Annotated in this window: 22 protein-coding genes and 1 riboswitch; of the genes, 7 read left to right on the forward strand and 15 right to left on the reverse strand. The window is 45.1% G+C overall.

Features of this window, described 5'->3' with window-relative positions:
• Positions 1 to 132: 132 nt before the first annotated feature.
• Positions 133 to 930: an alpha/beta fold hydrolase gene (locus Vt282_RS04585; protein ID WP_162046748.1), complete on the forward strand. Its 798-nt coding sequence runs from the start codon at positions 133 to 135 to the stop codon at positions 928 to 930.
• Here the strand turns inward: Vt282_RS04585 and Vt282_RS04590 are convergent.
• The 5 genes from Vt282_RS04590 to torD all read right to left on the reverse strand — a co-directional run bounded on the left by Vt282_RS04590 (position 908) and on the right by torD (position 4,871).
• Positions 908 to 1,222 (reverse strand): putative signal transducing protein, encoded by a 315-nt coding sequence (locus Vt282_RS04590; RefSeq protein WP_162062679.1) that lies wholly within the window; start codon positions 1,220 to 1,222, stop codon positions 908 to 910. The two genes, Vt282_RS04585 and Vt282_RS04590, sit on opposite strands and share 23 nt — an antisense overlap.
• 14 nt (positions 1,223 to 1,236) lie before the next feature.
• Positions 1,237 to 1,926 (reverse strand): TVP38/TMEM64 family protein, encoded by a 690-nt coding sequence (locus Vt282_RS04595; protein WP_162062680.1) that lies wholly within the window; start codon positions 1,924 to 1,926, stop codon positions 1,237 to 1,239.
• Between the two features lie 129 nt (positions 1,927 to 2,055).
• Positions 2,056 to 2,649 carry a TfoX/Sxy family DNA transformation protein gene (locus Vt282_RS04600; protein ID WP_162046745.1) on the reverse strand — a complete coding sequence of 198 codons (594 nt, stop codon included), beginning with the start codon at positions 2,647 to 2,649 and terminating at the stop codon, positions 2,056 to 2,058.
• A gap of 112 nt (positions 2,650 to 2,761) precedes the next feature.
• Positions 2,762 to 2,859, reverse strand: a riboswitch (cyclic di-GMP riboswitch).
• 148 nt (positions 2,860 to 3,007) lie between these two features.
• Positions 3,008 to 4,012: an HTH-type transcriptional repressor PurR gene (purR, locus tag Vt282_RS04605; protein ID WP_162046744.1), complete on the reverse strand. Its 1,005-nt coding sequence runs from the start codon at positions 4,010 to 4,012 to the stop codon at positions 3,008 to 3,010.
• 205 nt (positions 4,013 to 4,217) lie between these two features.
• Positions 4,218 to 4,871, reverse strand: a complete 654-nt coding sequence (torD, locus tag Vt282_RS04610) for a molecular chaperone TorD (RefSeq protein WP_162062681.1) — start codon at positions 4,869 to 4,871, stop codon at positions 4,218 to 4,220.
• Between the two features lie 239 nt (positions 4,872 to 5,110).
• Here torD and torR point away from each other — a divergent pair, with 239 nt between their 5' ends.
• Entirely contained in the window at positions 5,111 to 5,821 is a 711-nt protein-coding gene (gene torR, locus Vt282_RS04615; protein WP_162062682.1) for a two-component system response regulator TorR, read from the forward strand.
• A 73-nt stretch (positions 5,822 to 5,894) separates the two neighbouring features.
• Here torR and elyC read toward each other — a convergent pair whose 3' ends face one another.
• Positions 5,895 to 6,698, reverse strand: coding sequence for an envelope biogenesis factor ElyC (gene elyC / locus Vt282_RS04620; RefSeq protein WP_162046742.1), 804 nt, complete (start codon positions 6,696 to 6,698; stop codon positions 5,895 to 5,897).
• A 372-nt stretch (positions 6,699 to 7,070) separates the two neighbouring features.
• Here elyC and cmoM point away from each other — a divergent pair, with 372 nt between their 5' ends.
• Genes cmoM through mukB form a run of 4 tightly spaced genes read left to right on the forward strand, consistent with a single transcriptional unit; the run spans position 7,071 to position 14,419 of the window.
• Positions 7,071 to 7,880 (forward strand): tRNA uridine 5-oxyacetic acid(34) methyltransferase CmoM, encoded by an 810-nt coding sequence (gene cmoM, locus Vt282_RS04625; protein ID WP_162062683.1) that lies wholly within the window; start codon positions 7,071 to 7,073, stop codon positions 7,878 to 7,880.
• A 2-nt stretch (positions 7,881 to 7,882) separates the two neighbouring features.
• The gene (gene mukF, locus Vt282_RS04630) at positions 7,883 to 9,220 is read left to right on the forward strand and encodes a chromosome partition protein MukF (RefSeq protein WP_162046740.1); all 1,338 of its coding nucleotides are present in this window, start codon (positions 7,883 to 7,885) and stop codon (positions 9,218 to 9,220) included.
• A complete protein-coding gene (gene mukE / locus Vt282_RS04635) occupies positions 9,201 to 9,965 on the forward strand; it encodes a chromosome partition protein MukE (RefSeq protein ID WP_162046739.1) in 765 nt (254 codons plus the stop codon). The genes mukF and mukE overlap by 20 nt, the downstream gene beginning before the upstream one ends.
• Positions 9,962 to 14,419 carry a chromosome partition protein MukB gene (gene mukB, locus Vt282_RS04640; protein ID WP_162062684.1) on the forward strand — a complete coding sequence of 1,486 codons (4,458 nt, stop codon included), beginning with the start codon at positions 9,962 to 9,964 and terminating at the stop codon, positions 14,417 to 14,419. Before mukE ends, mukB begins: the two co-directional genes overlap by 4 nt.
• A 58-nt stretch (positions 14,420 to 14,477) precedes the next feature.
• On the opposite strand, the gene Vt282_RS04645 is transcribed toward mukB, so the two are convergent.
• The 7 genes from Vt282_RS04645 to Vt282_RS04675 all read right to left on the reverse strand — a co-directional run bounded on the left by Vt282_RS04645 (position 14,478) and on the right by Vt282_RS04675 (position 21,848).
• Complete coding sequence (locus Vt282_RS04645; protein WP_162062685.1) at positions 14,478 to 15,344, reverse strand: DMT family transporter; 867 nt, start codon at positions 15,342 to 15,344, stop codon at positions 14,478 to 14,480.
• 175 nt (positions 15,345 to 15,519) lie between these two features.
• Positions 15,520 to 16,500 (reverse strand): alpha-L-glutamate ligase-like protein, encoded by a 981-nt coding sequence (locus Vt282_RS04650; RefSeq protein ID WP_162046736.1) that lies wholly within the window; start codon positions 16,498 to 16,500, stop codon positions 15,520 to 15,522.
• Positions 16,501 to 16,503: 3 nt separating this feature from the next.
• Positions 16,504 to 18,012 (reverse strand): inactive transglutaminase family protein, encoded by a 1,509-nt coding sequence (locus Vt282_RS04655; protein WP_162046735.1) that lies wholly within the window; start codon positions 18,010 to 18,012, stop codon positions 16,504 to 16,506.
• Between the two features lie 8 nt (positions 18,013 to 18,020).
• Positions 18,021 to 18,767 (reverse strand): ATP-dependent zinc protease family protein, encoded by a 747-nt coding sequence (locus tag Vt282_RS04660; protein ID WP_162046734.1) that lies wholly within the window; start codon positions 18,765 to 18,767, stop codon positions 18,021 to 18,023.
• Positions 18,768 to 19,049: 282 nt separating this feature from the next.
• The gene (gene cmoB, locus Vt282_RS04665) at positions 19,050 to 20,072 is read right to left on the reverse strand and encodes a tRNA 5-methoxyuridine(34)/uridine 5-oxyacetic acid(34) synthase CmoB (protein ID WP_162062686.1); all 1,023 of its coding nucleotides are present in this window, start codon (positions 20,070 to 20,072) and stop codon (positions 19,050 to 19,052) included.
• A gap of 68 nt (positions 20,073 to 20,140) precedes the next feature.
• Positions 20,141 to 20,878 (reverse strand): carboxy-S-adenosyl-L-methionine synthase CmoA, encoded by a 738-nt coding sequence (gene cmoA, locus Vt282_RS04670; protein WP_162062687.1) that lies wholly within the window; start codon positions 20,876 to 20,878, stop codon positions 20,141 to 20,143.
• Between the two features lie 103 nt (positions 20,879 to 20,981).
• A complete protein-coding gene (locus Vt282_RS04675; RefSeq protein ID WP_162062688.1) occupies positions 20,982 to 21,848 on the reverse strand; it encodes a DUF72 domain-containing protein in 867 nt (288 codons plus the stop codon).
• A 320-nt stretch (positions 21,849 to 22,168) separates the two neighbouring features.
• On the opposite strand from Vt282_RS04675, the gene aspS reads away from it, so the two are divergent.
• Entirely contained in the window at positions 22,169 to 23,947 is a 1,779-nt protein-coding gene (gene aspS, locus Vt282_RS04680; protein WP_162046730.1) for an aspartate--tRNA ligase, read from the forward strand.
• A 113-nt stretch (positions 23,948 to 24,060) separates the two neighbouring features.
• Here the strand turns inward: aspS and Vt282_RS04685 are convergent, their stop codons facing one another.
• Together Vt282_RS04685 and Vt282_RS04690 are read right to left on the reverse strand one after the other, a co-directional pair.
• Positions 24,061 to 24,459, reverse strand: coding sequence for a BLUF domain-containing protein (locus tag Vt282_RS04685; RefSeq protein WP_162062689.1), 399 nt, complete (start codon positions 24,457 to 24,459; stop codon positions 24,061 to 24,063).
• Positions 24,456 to 25,229 (reverse strand): GGDEF domain-containing protein, encoded by a 774-nt coding sequence (locus Vt282_RS04690; RefSeq protein ID WP_162062690.1) that lies wholly within the window; start codon positions 25,227 to 25,229, stop codon positions 24,456 to 24,458. The genes Vt282_RS04685 and Vt282_RS04690 overlap by 4 nt, the downstream gene beginning before the upstream one ends.
• Positions 25,230 to 25,398: the final 169 nt, after the last annotated feature.

Consider the following 25,398-nt stretch of genomic DNA (forward strand, 5'->3'; position numbering starts at 1 on the left):
CACCACACGGTGCCTTTTTTACATTTTTCTCGTCTTAAATCCTCATAAAGTGATATATGATTTATTAGTATCAAACAACAGTATGCTAGGCTTCGTCGGTCTTAGTGTTATCTAATCTATTTTGTAGCGTAAATGAGTAATACCTTGCTGTTTCATAAAACCTATTTACATCCAACAAGCAAAGAATGGGTTGTCTTCGTTCACGGAGCTGGTGGTAGCTCATCAATTTGGTTTAAACAAATCAAAGCATACAAAGCGCATTTTAATCTGCTGCTTGTCGATCTTCGTGGCCACGGTAAGTCTAATCAGTTACTGAAGGATCTGATCTCAAGTCAATACACGTTTAAATCAGTGACGTTAGACATCCTACAAGTCCTCGACCATTTAAAGATTCAGTCCGCGCACTTTGTTGGTATGTCATTAGGCACTATTATCGTACGAAATTTGGCAGAGCTTGCCTCAGAGCGGGTGAGTTCGATGGTGTTAGGTGGAGCAGTAACTCGCTTAAATACGCGTTCACAATTTTTGGTGACACTCGGCAATACGTTCAAGCACGTCGTGCCATATATGTGGCTTTATCGTCTGTTTGCTTACATTGTCATGCCACAGAAAACTCAGCGACAATCAAGGCATTTGTTTGTACGTGAGGCGAAAAAGCTGTGTCAGAAAGAGTTTAAGCGCTGGTTTAGACTCGCATCGGAAGTGAATCCATTGATGCGCTGCTTTAAAGAAAAAGAGCTACCGATCCCAACGCTATATTTGATGGGCGAACGGGACTACATGTTTATTCAGCCGGTACGAGAAATGATCGCAGCACATAAACTGAGCCAACTACGAGAGATCGCCGACTGTGGGCATGTGTGCAATATTGAGCGCCCAGACGAATTCAACCAACATTCGATTAACTTTATTCATCAGCAAATTCGCTAGTACCGCATTGCCAACATAAGGCGAATTGTCCTTCATTGATTTCACCGCACTCTGAGCATTGCCATTCTGGTAGCGAGTGCGGCTGTTCAAATTGTTTAACCAGGGCTTGCGCTGCAGGTGCTTGGCTGACGTCAAAAAGCCAGACATGGGGCTCGCTAGAATCGCCAAAAGGTACTTCACCTTGTAAGCCAAAAATACCTTCGCCACGGACTTCACACTCAATATTATGTGAACGCAAAAGCTCACAGACAATGTGAGCTTGTGGGGGATTCGCTGCGCTGAATATTTTCACTAAGTTACTCCGTATTAAGCGTGACTTTGCGATTGCCCATCACGTTTAAACTTTGCCATCACCCATTTTGCAATGATAGGGAATAAACCAAGTAGCGCGAAAGACACTAATACTGATGGCGATACGATGCCAGACAAACTATCGATTTGCGCTAACTGTGTACCGGCGTTGAGATAAACAGCTGTGCCTGGCAGCATCCCTAGTTGACTGACTAAGTAGAAACGCGCGGTTGTGATTGGGGTTAGCCCCATCAATAGGTTGATCAGGAAAAATGGAAAAACGGGAATTAAGCGCAGTGAGAATAGATAAAACGCTCCGTCTTTGGCTACACCTTGGTTAATGGCGTTAAGCTTATCGCCAAACTTCCCTTGTACCCAGTCTCGTAGAAGAAAACGACTGCTGAGAAAAGCCAGTGTCGCACCAATGGTACTCGCAAAAGATACCAAAAGTAAGCTAGTCCAGAAGCCAAATAGCGCAGCACCTAACAACGTAACAACCGCGGCTCCCGGAATCGAAAACGCAGTGATAGCAACATATATTGCAAAGTATGTGATGGCTGCTAAAACGAAATTTTGCTCGATATAAGCAGCAAGAGCAGCTTGTTGCGCTTTGGCATTTTCTAGCGTGAGTTGATCACCAAATTGGGTGATTAGAAAGGCGATTAATCCTATTAGCAACAGGCCAAAAATCAGTTTCTTGTTCATCTTTGCTCTCCTTATACCTAGCCTGTATTAAGCTTAGTATCTAAATTTGCTGCGTTGATGAAATATAAGAACTTATAAGTCGCGAAAAACTTTCAAAAAAAAGCCAGCGAGATCGCTGGCTAGATTAAGTTAGTGCTGTAAGCGTGCGAGCAATTCCTCTCGGCGGGCTAGGGGGACAACAGACCAATGGGTGCCCTGTATCGCGCCCTCAAGCGACCAAAGAAGCTCGAGGCTAACCTCACTAGTATGAGAGTTACGAATCGCTTTAAACGCCTCTAGAGAGCCAGTTTGATGTAGCTGCTGAACGTCTTCAATGCCTGCTTTTTTAAGCATACGTTCAGTCGCTAGACGTAAATTAGGTAAATCTTTAATACGGGTTGGTTTTGTTTCAGCTTGAGAAGACTTTTCTACTTGCGCTCTGGCATGCGCAGCTCGAGCTATCTCAAGGGCTTTTTCACTGTCGTTATACCATTCTTCACTGAGTGCGAAGTACTTGGTGACAACAGGGAAACCGCGTTTGTGATAAATATAAGGTTCAAAACCCAGTTGCTTAAATTGTTTTCTTAAAGTGCTGTCAGCACGGATATGAAGCTTATTGTGTACGACTAGGGCAAACATGGTTTCGTCTGCGAAAATCCCAAACCCACCAAACATAGAGCGAGATTTAATGCGACCTAGTGGCTCAAATAGCCTCATTGAGTCTTTCAGTATTGGTTTATCCATTCAGTACTTTCTCGGTGTATGTGTATGTTAATACGCCACCAAATCAGGTCCGAGAGAATAGCAGGTAATGCAGGTATCTGGAGGTTAATCAGTTAACGTGTGCATTTCTACCATCGGCAACCCCGCTACCATACAGTCATGTTGAATCATGAATATTTAGGCCGGTGGCTTTGCGTCCCATCTTTTCAGAATGGTTTGCCCTGTGCGTGACTTAATTTGCTTTGCTAAAGATTAAAATACTTCTTGTAAGAAGTATCAGCATACTATGGAAGAATTGTGATCTTAATGCAAGAATAAAGTCTGAAATGTAACATAGCTGATGGTGAGACCATCAGCTATTGTTTTATTAATCATCGAGTTAGTTAATTTTCTTAACCGTAGAGCGCTCAACGATTTCTGGATGCATTTCAAAAACTCGCTTATCGTGTTCTTTATTTTTGATGCGCTCAAGTAGGATTTCAAACGCGTTTTTACCTACACGACGTTTTGGTTGGTGAACCGTTGTTAGCGGTGGAGAGAAGTACTCTGCCAACTCGATGTTGTCGTAACCGATCACCGACATATCTTCTGGAATACGAATGCCTTTTTGCTGTAGGCGACTCATTAGACCAAGTGCCATGGTATCGTTAAAACAGAAAATTGCCGTAGGACGCTTGTCCATTGCAACGATTTGGTCAGCGGCAAGCACGGCAGTGTCACACTCAAAGTTACCTTCAAGAATCCAATCTTCATTAACCGTAAGGTCTGCTTCTGTCATCGCACGTTTAAAGCCTTGAATACGCTCTTGGCAAACGGCTTTTTCGAAGTGACCACTTAAACATGCGATATCTTTGTGACCATGCTCAATGAGGTATTTGGTCGCTAGGTAGCCACCTTCTTCTGAGTTGTCGATGATCTTATCGACTTGAGAGCTCTCTGGGCCCCAGTCCATAACCACTTTAGGAATGTCTTTATGGCGGTCTAGCATTTCGCTCAGTTCTTCGGTTAGGTCTGAACACATTACCAAAATACCGTCGACACGTTTTTCCGCTAGCATGCGAATGTAGTCACGTTGCTTCTCGTAGATACCACCCGTATTACAAAGAATTAGCGTGTAACCTTGGCGGTAGCAGTAGCTCTCAACACCATCAATGACTTCAGAAAAGAACAGGTTAGTTGATTGCGTTACTAGCATACCGATAGTGCGTGTGCTATTACATTTTAGACTGCGAGCGACTGCGCTTGGTGCGTAGTTTAGCTCTGTAACCGCTTCCATTACACGTTCTTGTGTTGCTTCAGCAACAAAGCGCGTTTTATTAATCACGTGCGATACAGTTGTTGTCGATACGCCAGCTAAGCGCGCAACATCTTTTATAGTGGCCATAAGGTATGATCCTATCTATCGCTGCCACATCCGCTATTCACATTATTGGGAATAAATTGGCAGTAAGTATTAGAAATACAAAAACCGCTTGAGAGCAGCGGTTTGTACTTAAGTTATATTAATTTATCGTTTGCGATGACGATTTTAGACCGCATTGACGCTGGTAGCAAATGAAAAACCATCATCGCAGCTTGGGGCGTGTATGCTATTCCGCTTCGCCGGCCAAATAGTTACAGTCGAGTTCAAGGAACGCAACAAGCAATGAAGTGACGGCTGAATAGAAACCAAATGAGTCAAGTGCTTGGCTTTTCGCGGCGAACTTAGGTACCCAATTTAGAATATAACGGCGAATAAACGCCTCTTGTTCAATCAGCGCATCTTCAAAATGGCCTTCTTGCTCAAGCTCGTTAGTGCGAATAATCATATTGCCCAGCAGGTCGAGTTCAATAGCGATATGATCCGCAGGCTCATTCAAACTTTGATTGATTGCCACGCCATGTTCTGCAAGCAGCGCTTCCATTTCTTTGGCTGGCTCATCATGTAGAAGACCTGTTGTGCCGACATACATCGAAGCATATGGCAAAGCAGACTCTTTATCTGATTTCAGGAACAGATCGCAGAAGTCAGCGGCGAGTTCAAGTTGGCCATCTTCACGGTCAATTTGGCGGTTAAGCGCGTCGACTAGGCGATCAACAGATGGTTTAAGGGTTGGGTTTTCGCCTAGGCCAGATAAAAAGCCACGAATTTCAGCGCTTTGGTATTGATCCAATTCAGCTTCGGTCAGCTCTTTGGCAAATAAACTAGAAAACCACCAGTAAATTTCTGCACGCTTTTCGTTAAACGCTTTGAGTTCTTGCATCTAAATAATGCTCCAAGTTTGTGTTCTATTTATATTTTAGCGAAGAAAAATGAATAACGATAATGCCTATTGTGACTAAATGAGTCTTAAAATGGCAAATTGTTAACCGATGAGCTAGGGTTGTCTTGAATCAATAAAAATCATCTTTCTTGATTTTAATGTAATAAATACTAGAAATGTTACGACATATGAATAGAATACAACGGAAATTGATTCCCAATGTAAATAAAGTGGTTTAGATGAGCTATCACGTTTTAGTTGTAGAAGACGACGCAGTGACTCGCAGTAAGCTAGTTGGTTACTTTCAAAATGAAGGTTACACCGTTAGCGAAGCGGAGAGTGGCGAGCAGATGCGCGACACGCTACAAAGTAATTCGATTGACCTAGTAATGCTAGACATCAATCTTCCTGGTGAAGATGGTTTGATGTTGACGCGTGAACTTCGTAGTCAATCGGACATTGGAATTATCCTGGTAACAGGACGCACGGATAGCATTGATAAGATCGTAGGCCTAGAAATGGGCGCAGACGATTATGTAACCAAACCATTCGAGCTTCGTGAATTGTTGGTTCGCGTTAAAAACTTGCTGTGGCGTATTTCTGCCGCGCGTAACGCGGACAGCATGGTTGAGCAAAAAAATGATACCAACATTGTGCGTTTCGGTGAGTGGATGTTTGATATCCAACGCCGTGCATTGAGCCGCAATGGTGAACCGGTAAAATTGACAAAAGCAGAATACGAATTGTTAGTCGCACTTTCTTCATACCCGAACCAAGTGCTAAGTCGCGAGCGTATTTTGAATATGATCAGCCACCGTGTCGATGCGCCGAATGACCGTACGATTGATGTACTGATTCGTCGTATGCGCGCGAAGATGGAATTTGATCCGAAGAATCCACAGATTTTTGTGACGGTTCATGGCGAAGGCTACATGTTCGCTGGTGATTAGTCGCTAAGCATCAATAAAAAAACCGAAGCTAATGCTTCGGTTTTTTTATGTCTAATTCGCTATCAGCGTAGCGTTATACTCGGCTTTCAGAGGCTTCAATGCTTTTCTCTTCGTAGTCAGAAACCCAATTACGTAGCGATTGCCAAATACGGCCTAGTGTTTCATGCCAGTATTGCTCGGTTTGCTCTAGGTAAATCGCTTTCGGAGTGTATTTACTCCAGAATTGATGAATCTCGTTTTGCGCTAAGTAGTTGGTCGGCGCTGGGTAAGGGTCAAGGCCTGCAGAATGGAACTCGTTCAACGCGCGCTGCATGTGGCTCGCTGAAGTCACTAACACCACTTGTTTACGTTTAACGAATGCAGCAGCTTGGCGCGCTTCTTCCCATGTGTCTTTGGCGGTTTCTAGCAAAATAATGTCAGATTTTGATACGCCCAAGGCAAGTGCCACTTTGGCCATCATGCGAGCATTGCTCACTTCTGTACCGCCCGAGTAGCCAGACAAAATCAATTTAGAGCCAGGATAAATGCGCATGATGCGAATTCCTTCCGCCAAACGCATTAATGCCGTGCGGCTCAACTCTGATGTTGGTGGGATTTCATCATCAACAACATGCCCACTGCCCAACACCATCACATAATCAATCGATTTGTCGACAGGCAAAAAGGTCGTGAACTGGCGCTCTAGTGGCATCAGTAAGCGTGATGTGACCGGTTGGAATGATACGAGGAAAATACCAATAAAAGAGAACAGCACCACAAAACAGCCGGTTTTCTGCTTTCTGGTAAACATAATTAGCATTAAGCCGAAGAAACCAATGATAAGCATCGCTGGTAATGGCATAAGCAATGAAGATAAGACTTTTTTCAGCTCAAACATACATAAATAGTCCGAAAAACACCAGTTGATTATAAAATAAGAGAATCCCTATTTATATCTGCCTTTCTTGTGACAGAATAGCGGAATAGAGGGTCTTATGGCCTTTTGATATGATTTTTGTAGTTGTTTGTTGATTCTTTGCACAAAGCGAGGAATTAAGCAGCGAGTTTCCTGAATCGAAACACACGCACTTTGCCGCTTAGGGCATATCAGACACTACGCAAAGGGTTCGAACCATGCGTCCCGAATAAAGATTTTACTCTTTAGTGGAGAGGATTCTCGTTTAGCATCGCTAGGCGACAAACCTCTCGTTGTGACTAAAATGCTGTTTGCTCGAACAAATTTACCACAAAAGGTCAGCAGACCTTCAACATGATAACCCAAGCCGCTGTGACAGAAGACCGCAATTTCGACGATATCGCCCACAAATTTGCAAAAAACATTTATGGTTCCGACAAAGGTGAGATTCGCCAAATCATTGTTTGGCAGGATCTTGAACAGGCCCTTGCTTTACTCCAAAGTGATCAAACGAGCTTAAACTTGCTGGATGCAGGTGGTGGTCTCGCGCAAATGTCACAAAAAATTGCCAAACTCGGACATCAAGTTGCGTTGTGCGACTTATCGTCTGAAATGCTGCAATTGGCGAAGCAAGATATCGAAGCCAACGGATTGCTTGAGAACTACCGTTTTATTCACTCTCCGGTACAAGAGATTGCTCAGCATATGTCTGAGCCTGTGGATATGGTGATGTTTCACGCTGTGATGGAGTGGTTGGTGGATCCGAAATCGGCGCTAGAAACCGTATTAGAACAGGTCAAACCTGGCGGCGTGGCGTCTATCATGTTCTACAACCATCATGGTTTGGTATATAAAAATGTGGTGTGTGGCAACTTACCGCATGTATTGGAAGGCATGCCGCATCGCAAGCGTTTTAAACTGCAGCCACAAAAAGGCCTAGTGCCACAAGATGTCTATCAGTGGATCGAAGACGCAGGTTATGAAATCTGCGGTAAATCCGGCATCCGCTGTTTTAGTGATTACATTGGCAATCGCGCCAATATGGGTGATTACCAGTTTGAAGATGTATTGGCTTTGGAAGAGAAACTTTGTCGTCAAGAGCCATACCTCTCATTAGGTCGATACATACATGTATGGGCACAAAAGAAAAATAAACAGGAATAACAATGAGTGAGATGACTCTCAACGTTGCTGAGCAGCCTATCGATGAATTGGTAGGTTGGGTAAAGCAGCACGATTTCTCATTGAATCTAACAAGCGAAAGGTTGGCTTTTCTTATCGCTATTGCAGTGTTAAGTAATGAAAGGTTTGATGAAGAATTGGGTGAAGGTGAGCTCCATGACGCGTTCACTATCGTCACTCGATTATTTGAAGATACCGGCGAGGCATCGGCGTTTCGTGCCAACAATGCCATCAATGAATTGGTAAAACAGCGCCTAATTAGCCGTTTTACCAGTGAAGTGACTGACGGCGCGAGTATTTACCGTTTGTCACCGTTAGCGGTGGGTATCACGGATTATTACGTTCGTCATCGCGAGTTCTCGAAACTGAAACTATCGATTCAATTGTCGATGGTGGCGGATGAAATGGCGAAAGCGATTGAAGCGGCGCAAAAAGGCGGTACGCCGGGTCATTGGAAGAAAAACGTGTATGGCGTTTTGAAATATTCCGTTGGCGAAATTTTTGACCAAATCGATCTTAACCAACGTGTGATGGATGAACAGCAGCAATCAGTGAAATTGCAGATTGCGGAGCTGCTCAACAAAGACTGGCGTGAAGCGATCAATAACTGTGAATCGCTACTGTCTGAAACTTCGACCACACTACGCGAGCTGCAAGACACCCTGCAAGCTGCAGGTGATGAGCTGCAAACCCAAATTCTGGATATTCAGGAAATCGTCTACGGTGATGAGGAACTGGAGTTTATCGAAGAAACACTGTTTGGCTTGCAGATGAAGCTTGATCGCATCACCAGTTGGGGCCAACAAGCGATTGACCTATGGATTGGTTACGACCGTCACGTACACAAATTTATCCGTACCGCGATTGATATGGATAAAAACCGTGCCTTTAGCACGCGTCTACGTCAGTCCCTTAAAGATTACTTCGATATGCCTTGGCTACTGACGTATGCCGATGCAGAGCGTTTGATGGACCTACGTGATGAAGCCCTAGTGCTGCGTGACGATGAGGTAACTGGTCAAGTGCCAATGGAAGTGGAATACGAAGAATTTCAACAAGTCAATGATGAGCTGTCCGAGCGTATTGGTGAAATGCTGAAAGTTCATAAAGAGCAGGGCATTCCAATCGACCTTGGCGTGGTGCTACGTGATTACCTAGCAGCGCACCCTCGTACTCATCATTTTGATTTAGCACGAATCGTTGTCGACCAAGCGGTGCGATTAGGTTATTCCGAAGCGGATTACCAAGCAGTGCAGCCAGACTGGCAAGCAATCAACGAATTTGGCGCAAAGGTACAAGCAAATGTCATCGACAGATACTAATCAATACATGTCAGAAAATCTGGCAAAAGCAATTACAAACCCTCTGTTCCCAGCGCTTGATAGCATGCTGCGTGCAGGGCGTCATATTTCGAGTGAAGACATGGATAACCATGCTTTGCTATCGGATTTCGAAACTGAGTTGTCTCAGTTTTATCAACGCTACAACACGGAATTGGTAAAAGCACCGGAAGGTTTCTTCTACTTGCGCCCACGTTCAACGTCATTGATCAGTCGTAGCGTATTGTCTGAACTGGATATGCTAGTAGGTAAGGTGTTGTGTTTCCTTTACCTAAGCCCAGAGCGTTTAGCGCATGAGGGCATCTTTACTAACCAAGAGTTGTATGAAGAGCTGATTCAGCTGACTGACGAATCTAAGTTGATGAAGTTGGTAACTAATCGTGCAACCGGTTCTGATTTAGATAAAGAAAAACTATTTGAAAAAGTGCGTACCTCGCTACGTCGTTTACGTCGTCTTGGCATGATCATTAATATTGGTGAAACGGGTAAATTCCGTATTAGCGAAGCGGTATTCCGCTTTGGTGCTGACGTTCGTGTCGGCGACGATATGCGTGAAGCACAGCTCCGTTTGATCCGTGATGGTGAAGCGGTAGTGCATACCCAAGAGCCTAGCCAAGGCAGCCTGTTAATGGACGATGAGTCAAAGCAAGTGGCTGATAACGAAGAAGTTATCCACGATGCTATCCATGAAGAAAATGGCTACGAAGAGATTGAGGACGAAGCATGATTCAACGCGGTAAATACCAATCGCTGACCATGATCAACTGGAACGGCTTCTTTGCTCGTACCTTTGATATCGATGGCCTAGTGACCACACTTTCAGGCGGTAACGGTGCGGGTAAGTCGACCACTATGGCGGCATTTATCACCGCCCTTATTCCTGACCAAACGCTACTGCATTTCCGTAACACCACCGAGGCGGGCAGCAGCCAATCATCTCGCGATAAAGGTCTATACGGTAAGTTGCAACCAGGTGCTTGTTACGCAGCACTCGACGTTGTTAACTCACGTAACCAACGTTTACTGTTTGCGGTAAAACTGCAGCAAGTAGCCGGTCGTGATAAGAAAGTCGACATCAAACCTTTCGTGATTCAAGGTCTACCAAGTGACGTGAAGCCATGTGACGTACTGATTGAGAGCGTATCAGAGACTCAGGCACGTGTGCGTCAAATCAACGAAGTGAAAGACAGCGTTGCAAAATACGAAGGTGTGCAGTTTAAAGCATTTTCTTCAGTGGTGGACTACCACGCACAAATGTTTGAATTTGGCGTTATTCCGAAGAAACTTCGTAACTCATCAGACCGTTCTAAGTTCTACCGCTTGATTGAAGCATCGCTTTACGGTGGTATTTCAAGTGCGATTACTCGCTCACTGCGCGACTACCTACTGCCACAAAACGGCGGGGTAAAAAAAGCGTTCCAAGATATGGAATCGGCGCTGCGCGAAAACCGCATGACGCTAGAAGCGATCAAAACCACTCAGGCTGACCGTGATTTATTCAAACACTTGATCACCGAATCGACCAACTACGTGGCGGCGGACTACATGCGTCACGCCAACGAGCGTCGTAACAAGCTAGAGCAGACGATGGCGCTGCGTGGTGAGCTATTTGGTTCACGCCAAAGCCTGATCGAACAGAATTCATTGCTCAACCGTGTTCACGAAGAGCTAGAGATGCTGGTGGAAAGCGAAGCTGCACTTGAGCAAGACTACCAAGCAGCCTCAGACCATTTGCAATTGGTGCAAAATGCACTGCGCCAGCAAGAAAAGATCGAACGCTACCAAGAAGATCTAGAGCAGCTTAGTGAGCGCCTCGAAGAGCAGTTAATGGTGGTGGAAGAAGCGCAAGAGCGCGTGATGATGGCTGAAGAGCAATCAAACGTTGCGGAAGACGAAGTTGATAGCCTTAAAACCCAACTTGCTGACTACCAACAAGCGCTGGATATGCAGCAAACTCGCGCACTGCAATACCAACAAGCAGTACAAGCGCTAGAAAAAGCAAAACAGCTGATGAGTGATGACTCGCTAACCGCAGAATCTGCACAAGCGTTAGTGTCTGAGCTAAAACATCGTGAGACAGATAACACCACCACGCTGCTGGCACTAAAGCATAAGTTAGATATGTCATCGGCGGCGGCGCAGCAGTTTGAAACGGCGTTGCAACTCGTGACTAGTATCGTTGGCCACGTTGAGCGCAGCCAAGCAGCAGAACAGGCGAAAACTGCCCTTGTGCAAGCTCGTGATGCGCAGCAACTGAACGATAATGAACCGCAATGGCGCGCGCAGCATCGTGATCTTGAGCGCAGTATGCAGCAGCAACGCCAGGCGCGTGAGTTGGTACAAGAGTACCAAAAGCAGCATCATATTGAGCTGACTGACGAACTGAGTTTTGAGCAAGAGCGTGAGCGTCACAGTGTGCAAATTGAATCGCTTGAATATGCGCAAGAAGAAGTGCGTGAGCAGCGCAGTGAGCAGCGTCGTCTTGAGCAAGATGCGGCCTCTGAAATTGCCAAACTTGAAGGCATTGCACCAACGTGGATTGCCGCTAACGATGCACTAGAAAGCCTACGTGAACAAAGTGGAGCAGAACTGATTGATAGTCAATCAGTGATGAGCCAAATGCAGCAAGTGTTGGAGCAAGAGAAGCAACAATCGATTGCTAAAGACAAGCTTGCTGAGCGCCGCACTTTCCTTGATGGTGAAATTGAGCGTTTAGCATCACCTGGTGGTTCAAACGATCCTCGTCTAAAAGGTTTAGCGGATACGCTAGGTGGCGTGCTGCTGTCGGAAATTTATGACGACATTACCATTGATGACGCGCCTTACTTCAGCGCAATGTATGGCCCAGCGCGTCATGCGATCGTGGTATCTGATCTTTCAGGCATCGAAGAGAAGCTGGTTGAACTGGATGATTGTCCAGAAGACTTATACATCATTGAAGGCGATATTGATGCATTTGATGACAGCTCATTTGATGCTGAAGAGCTTGAAGGTGCAGTGTGTGTTCGTCTAAACGATCGCCAAATGCGTTACTCTCGCTTACCTGAGATTCCACTATTCGGCCGCGCAGCGCGGGAACAGCGTCTAGAGCTATTGCGCAATGAGCGTGAGCAAGTAGTTGAAGATCATGCGAAAGCGGCATTTGATTCGCAAAAACTGCAGCGACTATACCAAGCCTTCAACAACTTTGTAGCGAAGCATATTCAGGTGGCGTTTGAAGCGGACCCTGAACAAGCGCTGCAAAAGGTGCGCGATAACCGCAACCAGTTTGTACGCCTACTGGCAGAGCTAGATGGTAAAGAGCAGCAGCAACGTGCGCAGCTTCTGGCGAGCAAACAAGCGATTGCGTTATTGGATAAGCTAGCGCCAACCATGCGCTTTATCGAAGACGAAACGCTAGCAGAGCGTTTTGCTGAAGTTGAACAAAAACTGACGCAAGTCTCGCAAGCAAAAGCATTCCTAGCGCAACATGGTAAATCACTACAGGCACTAGAAAATGTTATTGGCGCTTTGGATGCGGACCCCGAGCAATTTGAAGCGCTAGAAGCGGAATACAAAAATGCTGACCAACAGCTGCAAACGCTAAAAACTCAGATTTTTGCACTGTCCGATTTGGTTGAGCGTCGCCACTACTTTGCTTACTCGGATTCAGTGGATCTACTGAGTAAGAGTAGCGAATTGAGCGAGCAGCTAAAAGCGAAGCTGGTTCAAGCAGAACAGTTGCGTACCCGTCGCCGTGATGAGCTTAAGCAGACTCAAGAACAAATGAACCAGTACAACCAAGTATTGGCGTCATTGAAGAGCTCGCACCAAGCGAAGCTCGAAACCGTTCAAGAGTTTAAGCAAGAGCTACAAGAGTTTGGTGTTAACGCCGACGAAGGTGCAGCAGAGCGTGCTCAGCGCCGTCGTGACGAGCTAAATGAACGTCTACACACTTCACGTAGCCGTAAGAGTGAGTACGAACGTACTATCACTTCAACCGAGCTTGAAATGAAGGCGTTAGTGAAGCGTCTGAAGAAAGTACAAAAAGATTACGCTGAGCTTCGTACTTTTGTCGTTGCTGCGAAAGCAGGTTGGTGCTCAGTATTGCGTCTTGCGCGTGAGCATGATGTTGAACGTCGTCTTCACAAACGTGAATTGGCGTACATGTCAGCGTCTGAACTGCGTTCAATGTCGGATAAATCGCTTGGTGCATTACGTCTTGCAGTAGCGGATAACGATGATCTTCGAGACTCGTTACGTCTGTCTGAAGATACGGCGCATCCAGAACGTAAAGTGCTGTTCTACATTGCGGTTTATCAACATCTACGTGAGCGTATTCGCCAAGATATTATTCGCACCGACGATCCAGTTGAAGCGATTGAAGAAATGGAAGTAGAGCTAGCGCGTCTAACCGAAGAGCTAACTCAACGTGAAAACCGTCTAGCAATCAGCTCTGAATCGGTTGCGAGCATTATTAAGAAGACGATTCAGCGTGAGCAAAACCGTATTCGTATGCTTAACCAAGGTCTATCAAACATCTCGTTTGGTCAGGTTAAGGGCGTGCGTCTAAACGTGAAAGTGCGCGAAAGTCACGAAGTGCTACTTAATGGCTTAGCGGGTCAACAAGAGCAGCATAAAGATCTGTTTGAAAGCACTCGCTACACCTTCTCTGAAGCAATGGCGAAACTATTCCAACGTGTTAACCCACATATCGATATGGGTCAACGTTCACCTCAAGTGTTAGGTGAAGAGCTACTGGATTACCGTAACTATCTAGAGCTAAGTGTGGAAGTGAACCGTGGCTCTGATGGTTGGCTACAAGCAGAATCCGGTGCGCTATCAACAGGTGAAGCGATCGGTACTGGTCAGTCAATCCTATTGATGGTGGTTCAAAGCTGGGAAGAAGAGTCACGTCGTCTGCGTAGTAAAGACATCGTTCCATGTCGTCTACTGTTCTTGGATGAGGCGGCGCGTCTGGATGGTAAGTCTATTTCAACGCTATTTGAGCTTTGTGACCGTCTGGATATGCAGCTTCTCATTGCAGCACCAGAAAACATCAGCCCAGAGAAAGGTACCACTTACAAACTGGTACGTAAGGTGTTTAAAGATCACGAACACGTACACGTAGTGGGTCTGCGCGGCTTTGGTCAAACAGACAAAGTGAAGAGTGAAGTTCAAGAACTGATTGAAGAGCTTTAATCATCGTTCTCTTATTAAAGGCTACCTATGGGTAGCCTTTTTTATCTCTGGTAGACAGTTATTTTTCGGTCGTGATCTGATGGTTGTGTTTGGTCCAAAACACTAATGCGATACCAGAAAGAATGACACTGCTAATTAAGGTTTCACGTAGTGTTAACGTCTCACTGAGTAATAGGGCACCGAGTACCAGTGCAATTGCGGGCACTGAGAGCTGACTGATGGCCGCTTGCAACAGGCTGATCTTAGGCAACACTTGATACCAAAGTAGATAACCTAATGCCGAAGTGACTGAGCCGGAAAGCGCAGCCAGTAGCATTCCATCGCGGCTTATTGTGTAATAATCCATCGTCGGTAATAACAACAAACTTATAATCGCTGCGGCGATAAATCCCCAAGCAGTTCCCGCTGTTGGAGTGGAAGCTTGTTTGCCAAGGGCAGTGAAGGCCGCCCATGCAATTCCAGCCCCGATCATCATCAGTGCCGATAGCGGATCCGGTTGATGAGCAGACGGTAGCATCAAGCTAACAAAGCCCATAAGTGAAATGAGAGCGCCCACCACTTCTAAACGGCGAAAGCGCAGTCCTTGAAAGCGATGAAGTGCCAACAAAGACAGTTGTACTGCTCCAAATAAAAGTAATGCGCCAGTGCCTGCGGTTAGTTTGAGGTAAGCGAAAGAGAAAAGGGCGGCATAAGCAAAAAGACTTAAGCCAGCATAAAAACTAAAACGTAGCGATTCTGCTCGAGACTTGAGCTGAGTTCGCTGACTCCCAAGTATCACTATTGCTAATGTGATTGCCCCAGACCATAAACGGATGAACGTGAAACTGCTCGGGTCGATTAACCCTTGAGTTAAAGCTAGGCGACATAAAATAGAATTAGCGGCAAAGGCGATCATGGCCAGCGCGAGAGTCGAAAAGAGAGGCATCACATCTCCACAAGGTTTTACGAGTGGAATTAAGTGTAGCAATAATGTTCGCAGTTAATTAGTTGATAAGAGTATTACTTATGCTCTCAGTCAGAGAGTATGCTTGGCCGATACGTTGTCATGTGAGCAAGAAAAAAGCTGCCATCTGGCAGCTTTTTTTGTCCCAATGCTTAAGTTACTCGCGATGAGTACCAAACTGTTTGGCGGCGTAGGCAACGCGCTCTTCAGGGGTAGGGTAACGCCCTGGCGTGCCTAAGCTTTCAATATGACGTAGACGTGGTAACAAGCCTGCACCATTAGCGATTTGAATCGCCAGTCCTGGGCGGGCATTTAGCTCTAGTACCATTGGTCCTTCTTCTTTATCGAGAACCATGTCAGTACCCATATAGCCAAGACCGGTCATTTCCCATGCGCTAGAAGCCAGTACTAATAGCTTTTCCCAGTGCGGCACTTGTAGTGTCATTAGGTCTTTGCCAGTGTCGGGATGATGACTCAATGGACGGTCAAATTGCACTGCCCGAATCGCTCGGCCAGTCGCAATATCTAACCCAACGCCAACCGCACCTTGGTGGAGGTTCGCTTTGCCATCTGAAGCTGCAGTTGAGCAGCGCATCATTGCCATCACAGGGTAACCTTTGAATACAATAATGCGGACGTCAGGCACGCCTTCATAGCTGAAACCATCAAAGCAATCGTCAAACTTAATTAAGTTCTCAACCACGGCAACATCGTTCTTACCACCGAGTGAGAAGAGGCCTGCCAGTGCATTACTGATATGGCGTTCGACATCTTCTTTGTTGATGCTAGAACCTGACGGCTTGGTGTAAGTACCATCTTTGTGTGAGGTAATCACTAAGATGCCTTTACCACCACTGCCTTGCGCCGGTTTAATCACAAATCCCGGCCAATCTTTCACCATGTCGTGAATTTTTGGCACGTCTGCTTGGCTTCGAATTACGCCAATTAACTTAGGAACGGTTGCTCCGGCGGCTTCTGCAATGATTTTGGTTTTGAGCTTGTCATCCACCAATGGGTATTTTGAGCGATCATTGTAGCGACCAATATAGCTATGGTTGCGCTGATTCATGCCCATAATACCTTTATGCTTTAACTTGGAAGGCGAGGTATAACGCTCACGTAGACGAGATAAGAACATAGCTTAATCTCCATCAACCAATGGTTTAAAGCGACGTAGCTCAGTTAAGCGGTAACCAGTGTAAGTACCAAGTAGCAGAATACACGCCAGTACAATTAACTGCAGACCGATAAAGTTAAACGTTAGGTGTTGTACATATTGGTTCGTCATCGCGAGGTAAACCAATACCGCTGTCATTAGCGAACCACCACCTTGTTTCAATACTTCTTTCGGGCCTTCTTCTTCCCAAAGGATTGACATACGTTCGATAGTCCAAGAGAGGATGATCATTGGGAAGAACGTAATAGATAAACCTTCAGTCAGACCAATCTTAAACGCCACCACTGTAAACACGGAGATGATCATGATAACGGTAATGATCACGGCTGAAATACGTGCTACCAGTAGCAAGTTTAACCTTGAGAGGTAACTGCGAATCACCAAACCTGTACCGACAATCAGCAAGAAACCCACAATACCTGTCAGCAACTGCGTTTGTACGAAAGCAACCGCAATCAGTACTGGCATGAATGTACCAGAGGTTTTAAGACCGATAATCACACGCAGGAACACCACAATCAGTGCACCGATTGGGATCAGCATAATAGTCTTAAACATCGCTTGTTCTTCAAGCGGCAAGCTGTGTATTGAAAGGTTAAGTAGAGCGTCAGCTTCGACTTTGTCTTTGGTTGCCTGTTGCGCCGAGACTTCTTGAGCAATCATCGAGAAGTGTACTTGGCTATTTTCACCACCCATCAGATCAAGCAATGAGACGTTAGATTCATCCCAAACTAAAATGTTTGGTGAGATCGTTTGGTCAGCGGTGCGCGGATTAAACAATACCCATTCACTGCCATCCCAAACTTGGTTCATTTGCTGAATGGTTTGGCGACGACGACCATCTTCCAGCTCAATCACCCCTGCAATCTTGCTTGGAATTTTGCTGTAAGCGAGAATTTTGTGTACGGCTTCAACGCGAGACATGGTGTTGAGAATCAATGCCGCATTTTGGCTGTCAACATCATTCAGTTGTTTAATCAGTTCACGGGTAAAGGTGATGTCATCAGCGGAACGCTTGTTTGCTCGTTCAATCAAAGCGACAACAGCGGCTTCTGTCGGACCGTCAAAAGTGGCGACAGGTAGCTCAGGAGCAGGAGGAATAGGGGTAACTTTAGCTTGAGGATCGACTAAAAACTGTGCTTTATAGTAAATAGTCTGCGGCCCGCTGGCTTGACGAATAGACCATTCAGCGCGACGTCCAGTGAGATTGCTGGCATACGAAACACCATAACCGGCAGATGAAGAGCTTTCGCTGATTTTAGTGTAACCGGTTTGAGTATCGGGTACCGCTAGCGATGCTTTGACTGGTTTGCCTTCTGCATCAAATTGGATTCTCGCTTCGATATCCCAAACTTGACGGGTTTCGCCCGGAGTCCATGGCACGCCATAGCTTTCATGTCTGAGGATACTCATCGTCGCGCCTATTCCGATCAGGATCGCGACGAAGATATAGAGAGGGACTTTGGAAGTCATAAATTGCCTTATTGGTTTTGTTGTTCTTCAGACTGAACGTATTTCTTACTCACATCGACAACGGCGATATCTTGAATAAATTCACGACCTAATAACACTGGGTGACTCATCTGAGAGCGATCTGCCAAGGTAAACTGCGCTTTTTCGTGAATTTTGCCGACTTTAACCCACAACTCAACGACAGCACGACGTTCCATTTCGTCGTTAGTGGATTGACGAATTTTTACGAACTTCACGATTGGTGCTTCAATCCAGTTATCTTCGCCTGATGGCGTATTTTCATCAGATAAGTGGAAGCGAACCCATTTTTTACCGTTACGTTCAAACTCTTCAATATCGACGGCGTTGAGTGAAGAGGTTGCGGCACCCGTATCAACACGAGCGTCAAAGGTTTGTTTGATAGATTCGATGGTGACTCGTTCAATCGCACCCAGCACCACATTATGGGTTGGCGGCGCAGCAACAGGGGCTACGACGGGTTTAACGGTTTCTTGTTTCAACGAGTCAATTTTCTTAAATGCAATCGCTTGGTTATCCAGCGTTTTACTTTGCATCGTTAGAATTTTTGCTTCGAGGCTTTTGATGTAAGTAGATTGTTCAGCGACTTGCTGATTGAGAGAATCGACCTGGCTGTTTAAGTTGGTTTCAACAGATTGGATAGCCGCCAACGTTTGTTGATGGTTTCTATCTATGTTGGTAAGGGTGCAGCCAGATAACAGAGTAAGAGCTACTACAGGTGTTAATCGGATGAACATTGAAATGCCTACGTTTCTTTTTGTTTCATTTCAGCAAGTAATCTCGAGTCAAACGTGCTGATAATGGTATGAGTTAATTAACGTTTTTAATTTTAGACTAAGGTTTGCAAAACCTCATAGCAGAACTGAAAAGTTCTCTCGAGTGGAGAAGGAATAACCTAAGTCTATGTAGCAAAACGAATTCAGCGGCTCACAAATTTAACCAAGTGAGCAAATTTTCGTAACACAATCCCTTTAAGCATAAAAAAAGGATGCGTTATGCATCCTAATATTGTTACAGATTCAGACAAAGAAAAAGTTAAACTGTGTCAGAAAAATACTTTTCTTATAAAAGTTACGGTTTTTCGCGACCAAAACAGCACGACGTGGTGCAGGGTGACCTTCGACTGTTTTGCTTGGATCGTTTTGATCTAGGTAATCAGGTAGCGAATTGTGCGTCATCCAATCTGTGGTGCGTTGTTCGTCGGTTGACGTCACATTTTCGTCAACGATTCGTACATCAACAAAACCAACTTGCTCCAACCACACTTTTAATGCTTTTGCTGAAGGGAAGAAGTACACATTGCGCATTTGCGCGTAGCGATCCACTGGCACTAGTACCGAGGTTTCGTCGCCTTCAATAACCAGTGTTTCCAACACGAGCTCACCGCCTGATACCAACTGATCTTTAAGCTGGATTAGATGGTCCAATGGTGAACGGCGGTGGTAAAGCACGCCCATGCTAAATACAGTGTCAAACGCTTCCAGTTTAGGTAGCTGCTCAATACCCAGTGGCAGAAGATGTGCACGCTGATCATCGCCCATCATCTTACGAATTGCTTCGAACTGAATTAGGAATAGGTGAGAAGGGTCAATACCGACTGTTAGGCGTGCACCTTCACCTAGCATGCGCCACATGTGGTAGCCATTACCACAGCCAACATCAAGTACACTGCGGTTTTTCAATGGTGAAATGTGTGGCAATACGCGATCCCATTTCCAATCACTGCGCCATTCAGTATCGATGTGGATACCGTGCACGTGGTAAGGACCTTTGCGCCATGGGTGGAAGGTGCGCAGTAAGTTCTCAAGTTTTTTCAACTCGCCAGTGTGCATTGGCGAGTTGTTAGAGATCGTCACTGAATCTTTGATATCTATATTATCAGGCGTACCCGCTGGAATTTTATTTAGCGCACGTAGCCAGCGATCAAAGTCACCGTGTTCTGCATTTTGCCAGTCTGTGAGCTGTTGTGGTAGTACATTGAGCCAAGGTTGCAGACGCGTATCTTGGGCAATAAGTTGGTAGAAATTGGCAAAATTAAACATAGTTTTCACAGAGTAATGGGTTAAAATTTGTCACTCGTTTTGCATCGGCAAAACTTTTTCGCTTCTCGCTATTTAATCGCGAACATTGAACCAAAGTTAAAGCATTGGAACCATACATCGAAGCTGCTAAAGCCGATTTGCGCAAAGCGCTCTTTGTGTTCTCTTTTCGAATCTGGACGCATTACATTTTCAATGGCACTGCGTTTTTGACTGATCTCAAGCTCACTGTAACCGTTGGCACGTTTGAAATCGTGGTGCAAATCGATAAGCAGCTCATTGGCTACGCTGTCTTCAAATACGTATTTTTCCGACAGAATCAAAATGCCACCCGGGCGCAGACCTGCATAAATTTTTTCTAGTAGTGCGTAACGATCGCTTGGTGATAGAAATTGCAAAGTGAAGTTCAAAACCACAACAGAAGCATCGACAATATCAATGTTACGGATGTCCGCTTCTACGACTTCTACAGGGGTATCGCTGCGGTAAGCATTAACGTGCAATTTGCAGCGCTCAACCATTGCAGAAGAGTTATCTACAGCGATGATCTTACAGCCTTCTTGTTGAATATGACGGCGCATAGAAAGCGTCGCTGCGCCCAGTGAACAGCCGAGGTCGTAAATATTGCTGTGTGGTTTTACAAAGCGCTCTGCGAGCATGCCGATAGCCGAGATAATATTGCTATAGCCCGGGACAGAGCGCTGAATCATATCAGGAAATACTTCCGCTACACGTTCATCAAACGTGAAGTCACCAATTTTATCGATTGGCGCCGAAAAAATGGTATCTGGATTGCTCTTTGGGTTCATAGATTTATCTCTTGCTACTTACAGTCAGCACTAAAAGGGCGCGTATTTTATGAAAATTTCGCGCCGCTGTCATGTATTGCATCAAGCCATGAAGGAGTGTTGGTTAAAACATGCTGATTTGTGAATCACCATCCACGGCAGGAAAGGCATTTAAGGCAGGTAGAGTCACTTGCTGTGCCAATTGCTGATAGAGCTTGTGCGCTAACTCAGGAGCGAGCACGTTGTCTGGTGTATGAATCATTAGATATGGCTGCTTACCTTGAGCGATCCATTGAGGTAGTTTGCTTAACCATGGTTTAAAAAAATTGAAATTGGCATCGAAATCCGGGTGACCAATAAAGCGGATCATTGGATGATCAGCGGTGGCTATTGCATGTACTGGCACGCGTGGTTTTTTCTTTTGCGCATCGATAATGACCTCATTAACAGGCTCGGCGGCAAATACCGGGCGACTATCCATAATGATGCGATCGATTTCTGATTCAATCAGCCATTGGTTAAGGCGTTTTTCATCGTCGTTTTTGGCAAAATAACCAAGATGACGGACTTCGACCCCAAGCGGGAAATCCGCAGGAAATAATGCGCAAAACTGCTGTAAAACCGGCAAATCTGCAGGACTAAAAGCGGCGGGTAACTGAATCGTCCATTGCCCGATTCGATGGTGCAGCGGCGCCATAATCTGCAAAAACGCTTTTAATTGCGCTTGGCATCCTTTGAGCATTTGTTGATGGGTAATGGCTTGGGGCAATTTGAAGGTGAACTTAAACTCATCATGGCTGGCAGCGTGCCAATTCCGCACTGTATTTGAGCTGGGTGTGGCATAAAACGTGGTGTTGCCCTCAACGGTATGAAATACCTGAGTATACTTTTCGAGCCGCTCAGCTGGCTTAGTTCCGCTGCCATAAAAGCTTTGTTGCCACTGGTTGTGTGACCACATGGTTAGGCCAAGTCGAAGAGGTAATTGCATCATATCGATTGAGAGTGATTTGCTTGTTCCCCATATTACTCAAATTTTTGTTAAATCACTAACTCGAGAAGGGTGAACAATTCTCGCGGAATCTAGCATCTTGCGGTGAGTTGGGTATATAATCCCAGCCAATTTTTTATCTTTGATGTGCTTTTGCACACTAGCTGACGCAAAAAGCATCAATAGAAGGTAAAACGCAATAAATTGTATGTTGAATGGTCGATTTTAATCATCTTTCAGCGTATAAATGGAACTTTGGTCTGCAGGCATATAAGCGTTAGCAGACGGCATCATCAATATTTAGAGAGATTGGGAATTTCATTATGCGTACCCATTACTGTGGTCACCTGAACAAGTCCCTTGCAGGACAAACTGTAGAACTATGCGGCTGGGTTAACCGTCGTCGCGATTTAGGCGGTCTGATTTTTATCGATATGCGAGATCGTGAAGGCGTTGTTCAGGTTGTTGTTGATCCAGATATGGCAGATGCTTACAAAATCGCTGAGCAACTACGCAATGAATTCTGTATCAAACTAACAGGTGAAGTTCGTGCACGTCCAGAAAGCCAAGTAAATGCTGGCATGGCTACTGGTGAAGTTGAGATTCTGGCAACAGGTCTTGAAATCATCAACCGCAGCGACGTTCTACCACTAGACTTCAACCAAAAGAACTCTGAAGAACAGCGTCTAAAATACCGTTACCTAGACCTACGTCGTCCAGAAATGAGCGACCGCATCAAACTACGTGCTAAAGCGTCAAGCTTTGTACGTCGTTTCCTAGATGACAACGGTTTCCTAGACATCGAAACACCGGTTCTAACGAAAGCAACGCCAGAAGGTGCACGTGACTACCTAGTACCAAGCCGTGTACATAAAGGCAGCTTCTACGCACTACCTCAATCTCCACAGCTATTCAAACAGCTGCTAATGATGTCTGGTTTTGACCGTTACTACCAAATCGTTAAGTGTTTCCGTGACGAAGACCTACGTGCTGACCGTCAGCCAGAATTCACTCAGATCGATATCGAAACCTCATTCATGTCTGCTGATCAAGTGCGTGAAGTGACTGAAAACATGGTTCGCGATATGTGGCAAGAGCTACTGAACGTAGACCTAGGTCAGTTCCCAGTAATGTCATTTGAAGAAGCGGCACGCCGTTTTGGTTCTGATAAGCCAGATCTACGTAACCCTCTTGAGCTTGTTGACGTTGCAGATATCCTAAAAGATGTCGACTTCAAAGTATTCTCTGGTCCTGCTAATGACGAGAAAGGTCGTGTGGCAGTGATTCGTGTACCAGGTGGCGCTGCGCTATCTCGTAAGCAAATCGACGAATACACTAACTTCGTAGGTATTTACGGTGCGAAGGGTCTAGCATGGATGAAAGTAAACGACCGTGCAGCAGGCTTTGAAGGCGTACAATCTCCAGTAGCTAAGTTCCTAAATGAAGAAGTTGTGGCACAACTACTTGATCGCACTCAAGCGGAAACTGGTGACATCATCCTATTTGGTGCAGACAGCAAACGCGTTGTAACAGAAGCGATGGGCGCACTGCGTCTTAAACTAGGTACTGACCTTGAGCTAACTGATAAGTCAGCTTGGAAACCGCTATGGGTTGTTGACTTCCCAATGTTTGAAGAAGACGACGAAGGTAACCTACACGCGATGCACCACCCATTCACATCGCCGCTAGGTCTAACTGCTGAAGAGTTGAAAGCGAACCCTGCATCTGCAAACTCAAATGCGTACGACATGGTTATCAATGGCTACGAAGTGGGCGGTGGTTCTGTACGTATCCACAATGCAGAAATGCAAGCAGCAGTATTTGATATCCTAGGTATCGATGCAGACGAGCAAAAACTGAAGTTTGGCTTCCTACTTGACGCACTGAAATTCGGTACACCACCACACGCAGGTCTTGCATTCGGTCTAGACCGTCTAGTGATGCTACTATGTGGTACTGAAAACATCCGTGACGTTATCGCATTCCCTAAAACAACCGCTGCTGCGTGTCTACTAACAGACGCTCCAAGCGTTGCTAACCCAGCAGCACTTGAAGAGCTAGCGATTGCCGTAACGGTAGCGAAAGAGAAAGCAGCAGAGTAATTGATACTCACTGATCGATCAAAAAAAGCCACTTCTATTGAAGTGGCTTTTTTTGATCGATAAAGAGTGCAAAAGAGAGTAAACCCGATGAGCGCTCTACTATTTCAATACTTCTACGCTTGTTGTGTCGAGAAGTCATTTGGGTAGAGAAATAGAGTTCTTGCTTTGAGGATTTCAAACAAGGCTAAGCCGTCTGTGCATTTGAGTTGCTCAATCATTTGGTCATCATCAATGTAGACATGGCCCATGCTCCAATCCTGATACATTCTTTGCTCGATGTTAGCTTCGAGCAATGTGTTAATGTGGCAATGTCGTTTGTCTGCACAGATCTCTTCATAAAGGTCATCGAGAGTCGATGATTCCCCTTCAATATATTGAATAAACCCTGAGGAATGGGACATTAAAAAACCGGTAACATTGAGCCGTGCATTTTTCTCAATTGCGGCGGCGAGAAGTTGCTGTAAATCGACATCACTCAATTTTGCATCGCTGCTGTAGAGAATAAATTTCAAATCAGTCTCCTCTTGTTTTTGTACATCAAAGAATCGGCAACTTTTATGGTTTTGAAAAGGTCAAATTCTTCGTTGTAGGCCCAGCCAACACTGTATTGAATATTAGAGGCTTGAGTTTTTGAGTGTAGCTGATAATCAATGCGTTCGATTAATACGTTTGGTTCGATATGCTCATTTAAAACAATGACGACAAATTCATCACCACCATAACGAAATACAAGGTCTGTCGCTCTGAGTGACTCAAGTAGGGCGTTGGCAAATGTTTTGAGTACTTGGTTACCTGCTTCGTGCCCTTGCGTGTCATTAACGGCTTTCAAGTTGTCTAAATCAAAAAAGAACAGTAGAAAGTTTTGTTGAGAAAGGCGTTCGTTCAGGGACTTAAGATAGTCAAAGCAAAGTGCTCCAGTCAGACTATCTTTGATGCTCATGTCTTTCATTATCTTGGTGCTGAAATCAAGCAGCTCAATGTAACGTAATCCAAGTCGTTGATAGGTAACTTTATCGAGGTCTAAATTAAAGGCAAAGCGAGCTGCGTGGTGGAGAAGATCAATTTTTCGATCAATAGTGCGATTGGTGATGTGACTTTGACTAGCAAAATTGTTGCCACCATCGGAATCGCTCAGTAGAAAGCACAATACATCAAACGCATAACAGATATCATTGAGTTCCAAATCGGGGACTCGCTCTGCTAAGTACGCTTGGATTTTAGCGCATTGCTTTATGATATCGATGTCTAAGGTGCCACCGAACTTGGTGTACGTATCGCTCATTAATACCTCTACTAACCAATGGGTATAATATGCATCTCTATTGTTATAAGTAAAGTCTTGTGCAATAGATTACCGATACATTTAATATCATTAGTAAGTTTAAAATACTTAGCTAAAAAGTAAATTTATAGTTTACTTTCAGTAAGATGAGCAAAAATTCAGTACAACA

The organism is Vibrio taketomensis (genome assembly GCF_009938165.1).
In the GTDB taxonomy this organism is placed as follows: domain Bacteria; phylum Pseudomonadota; class Gammaproteobacteria; order Enterobacterales; family Vibrionaceae; genus Vibrio; species Vibrio taketomensis.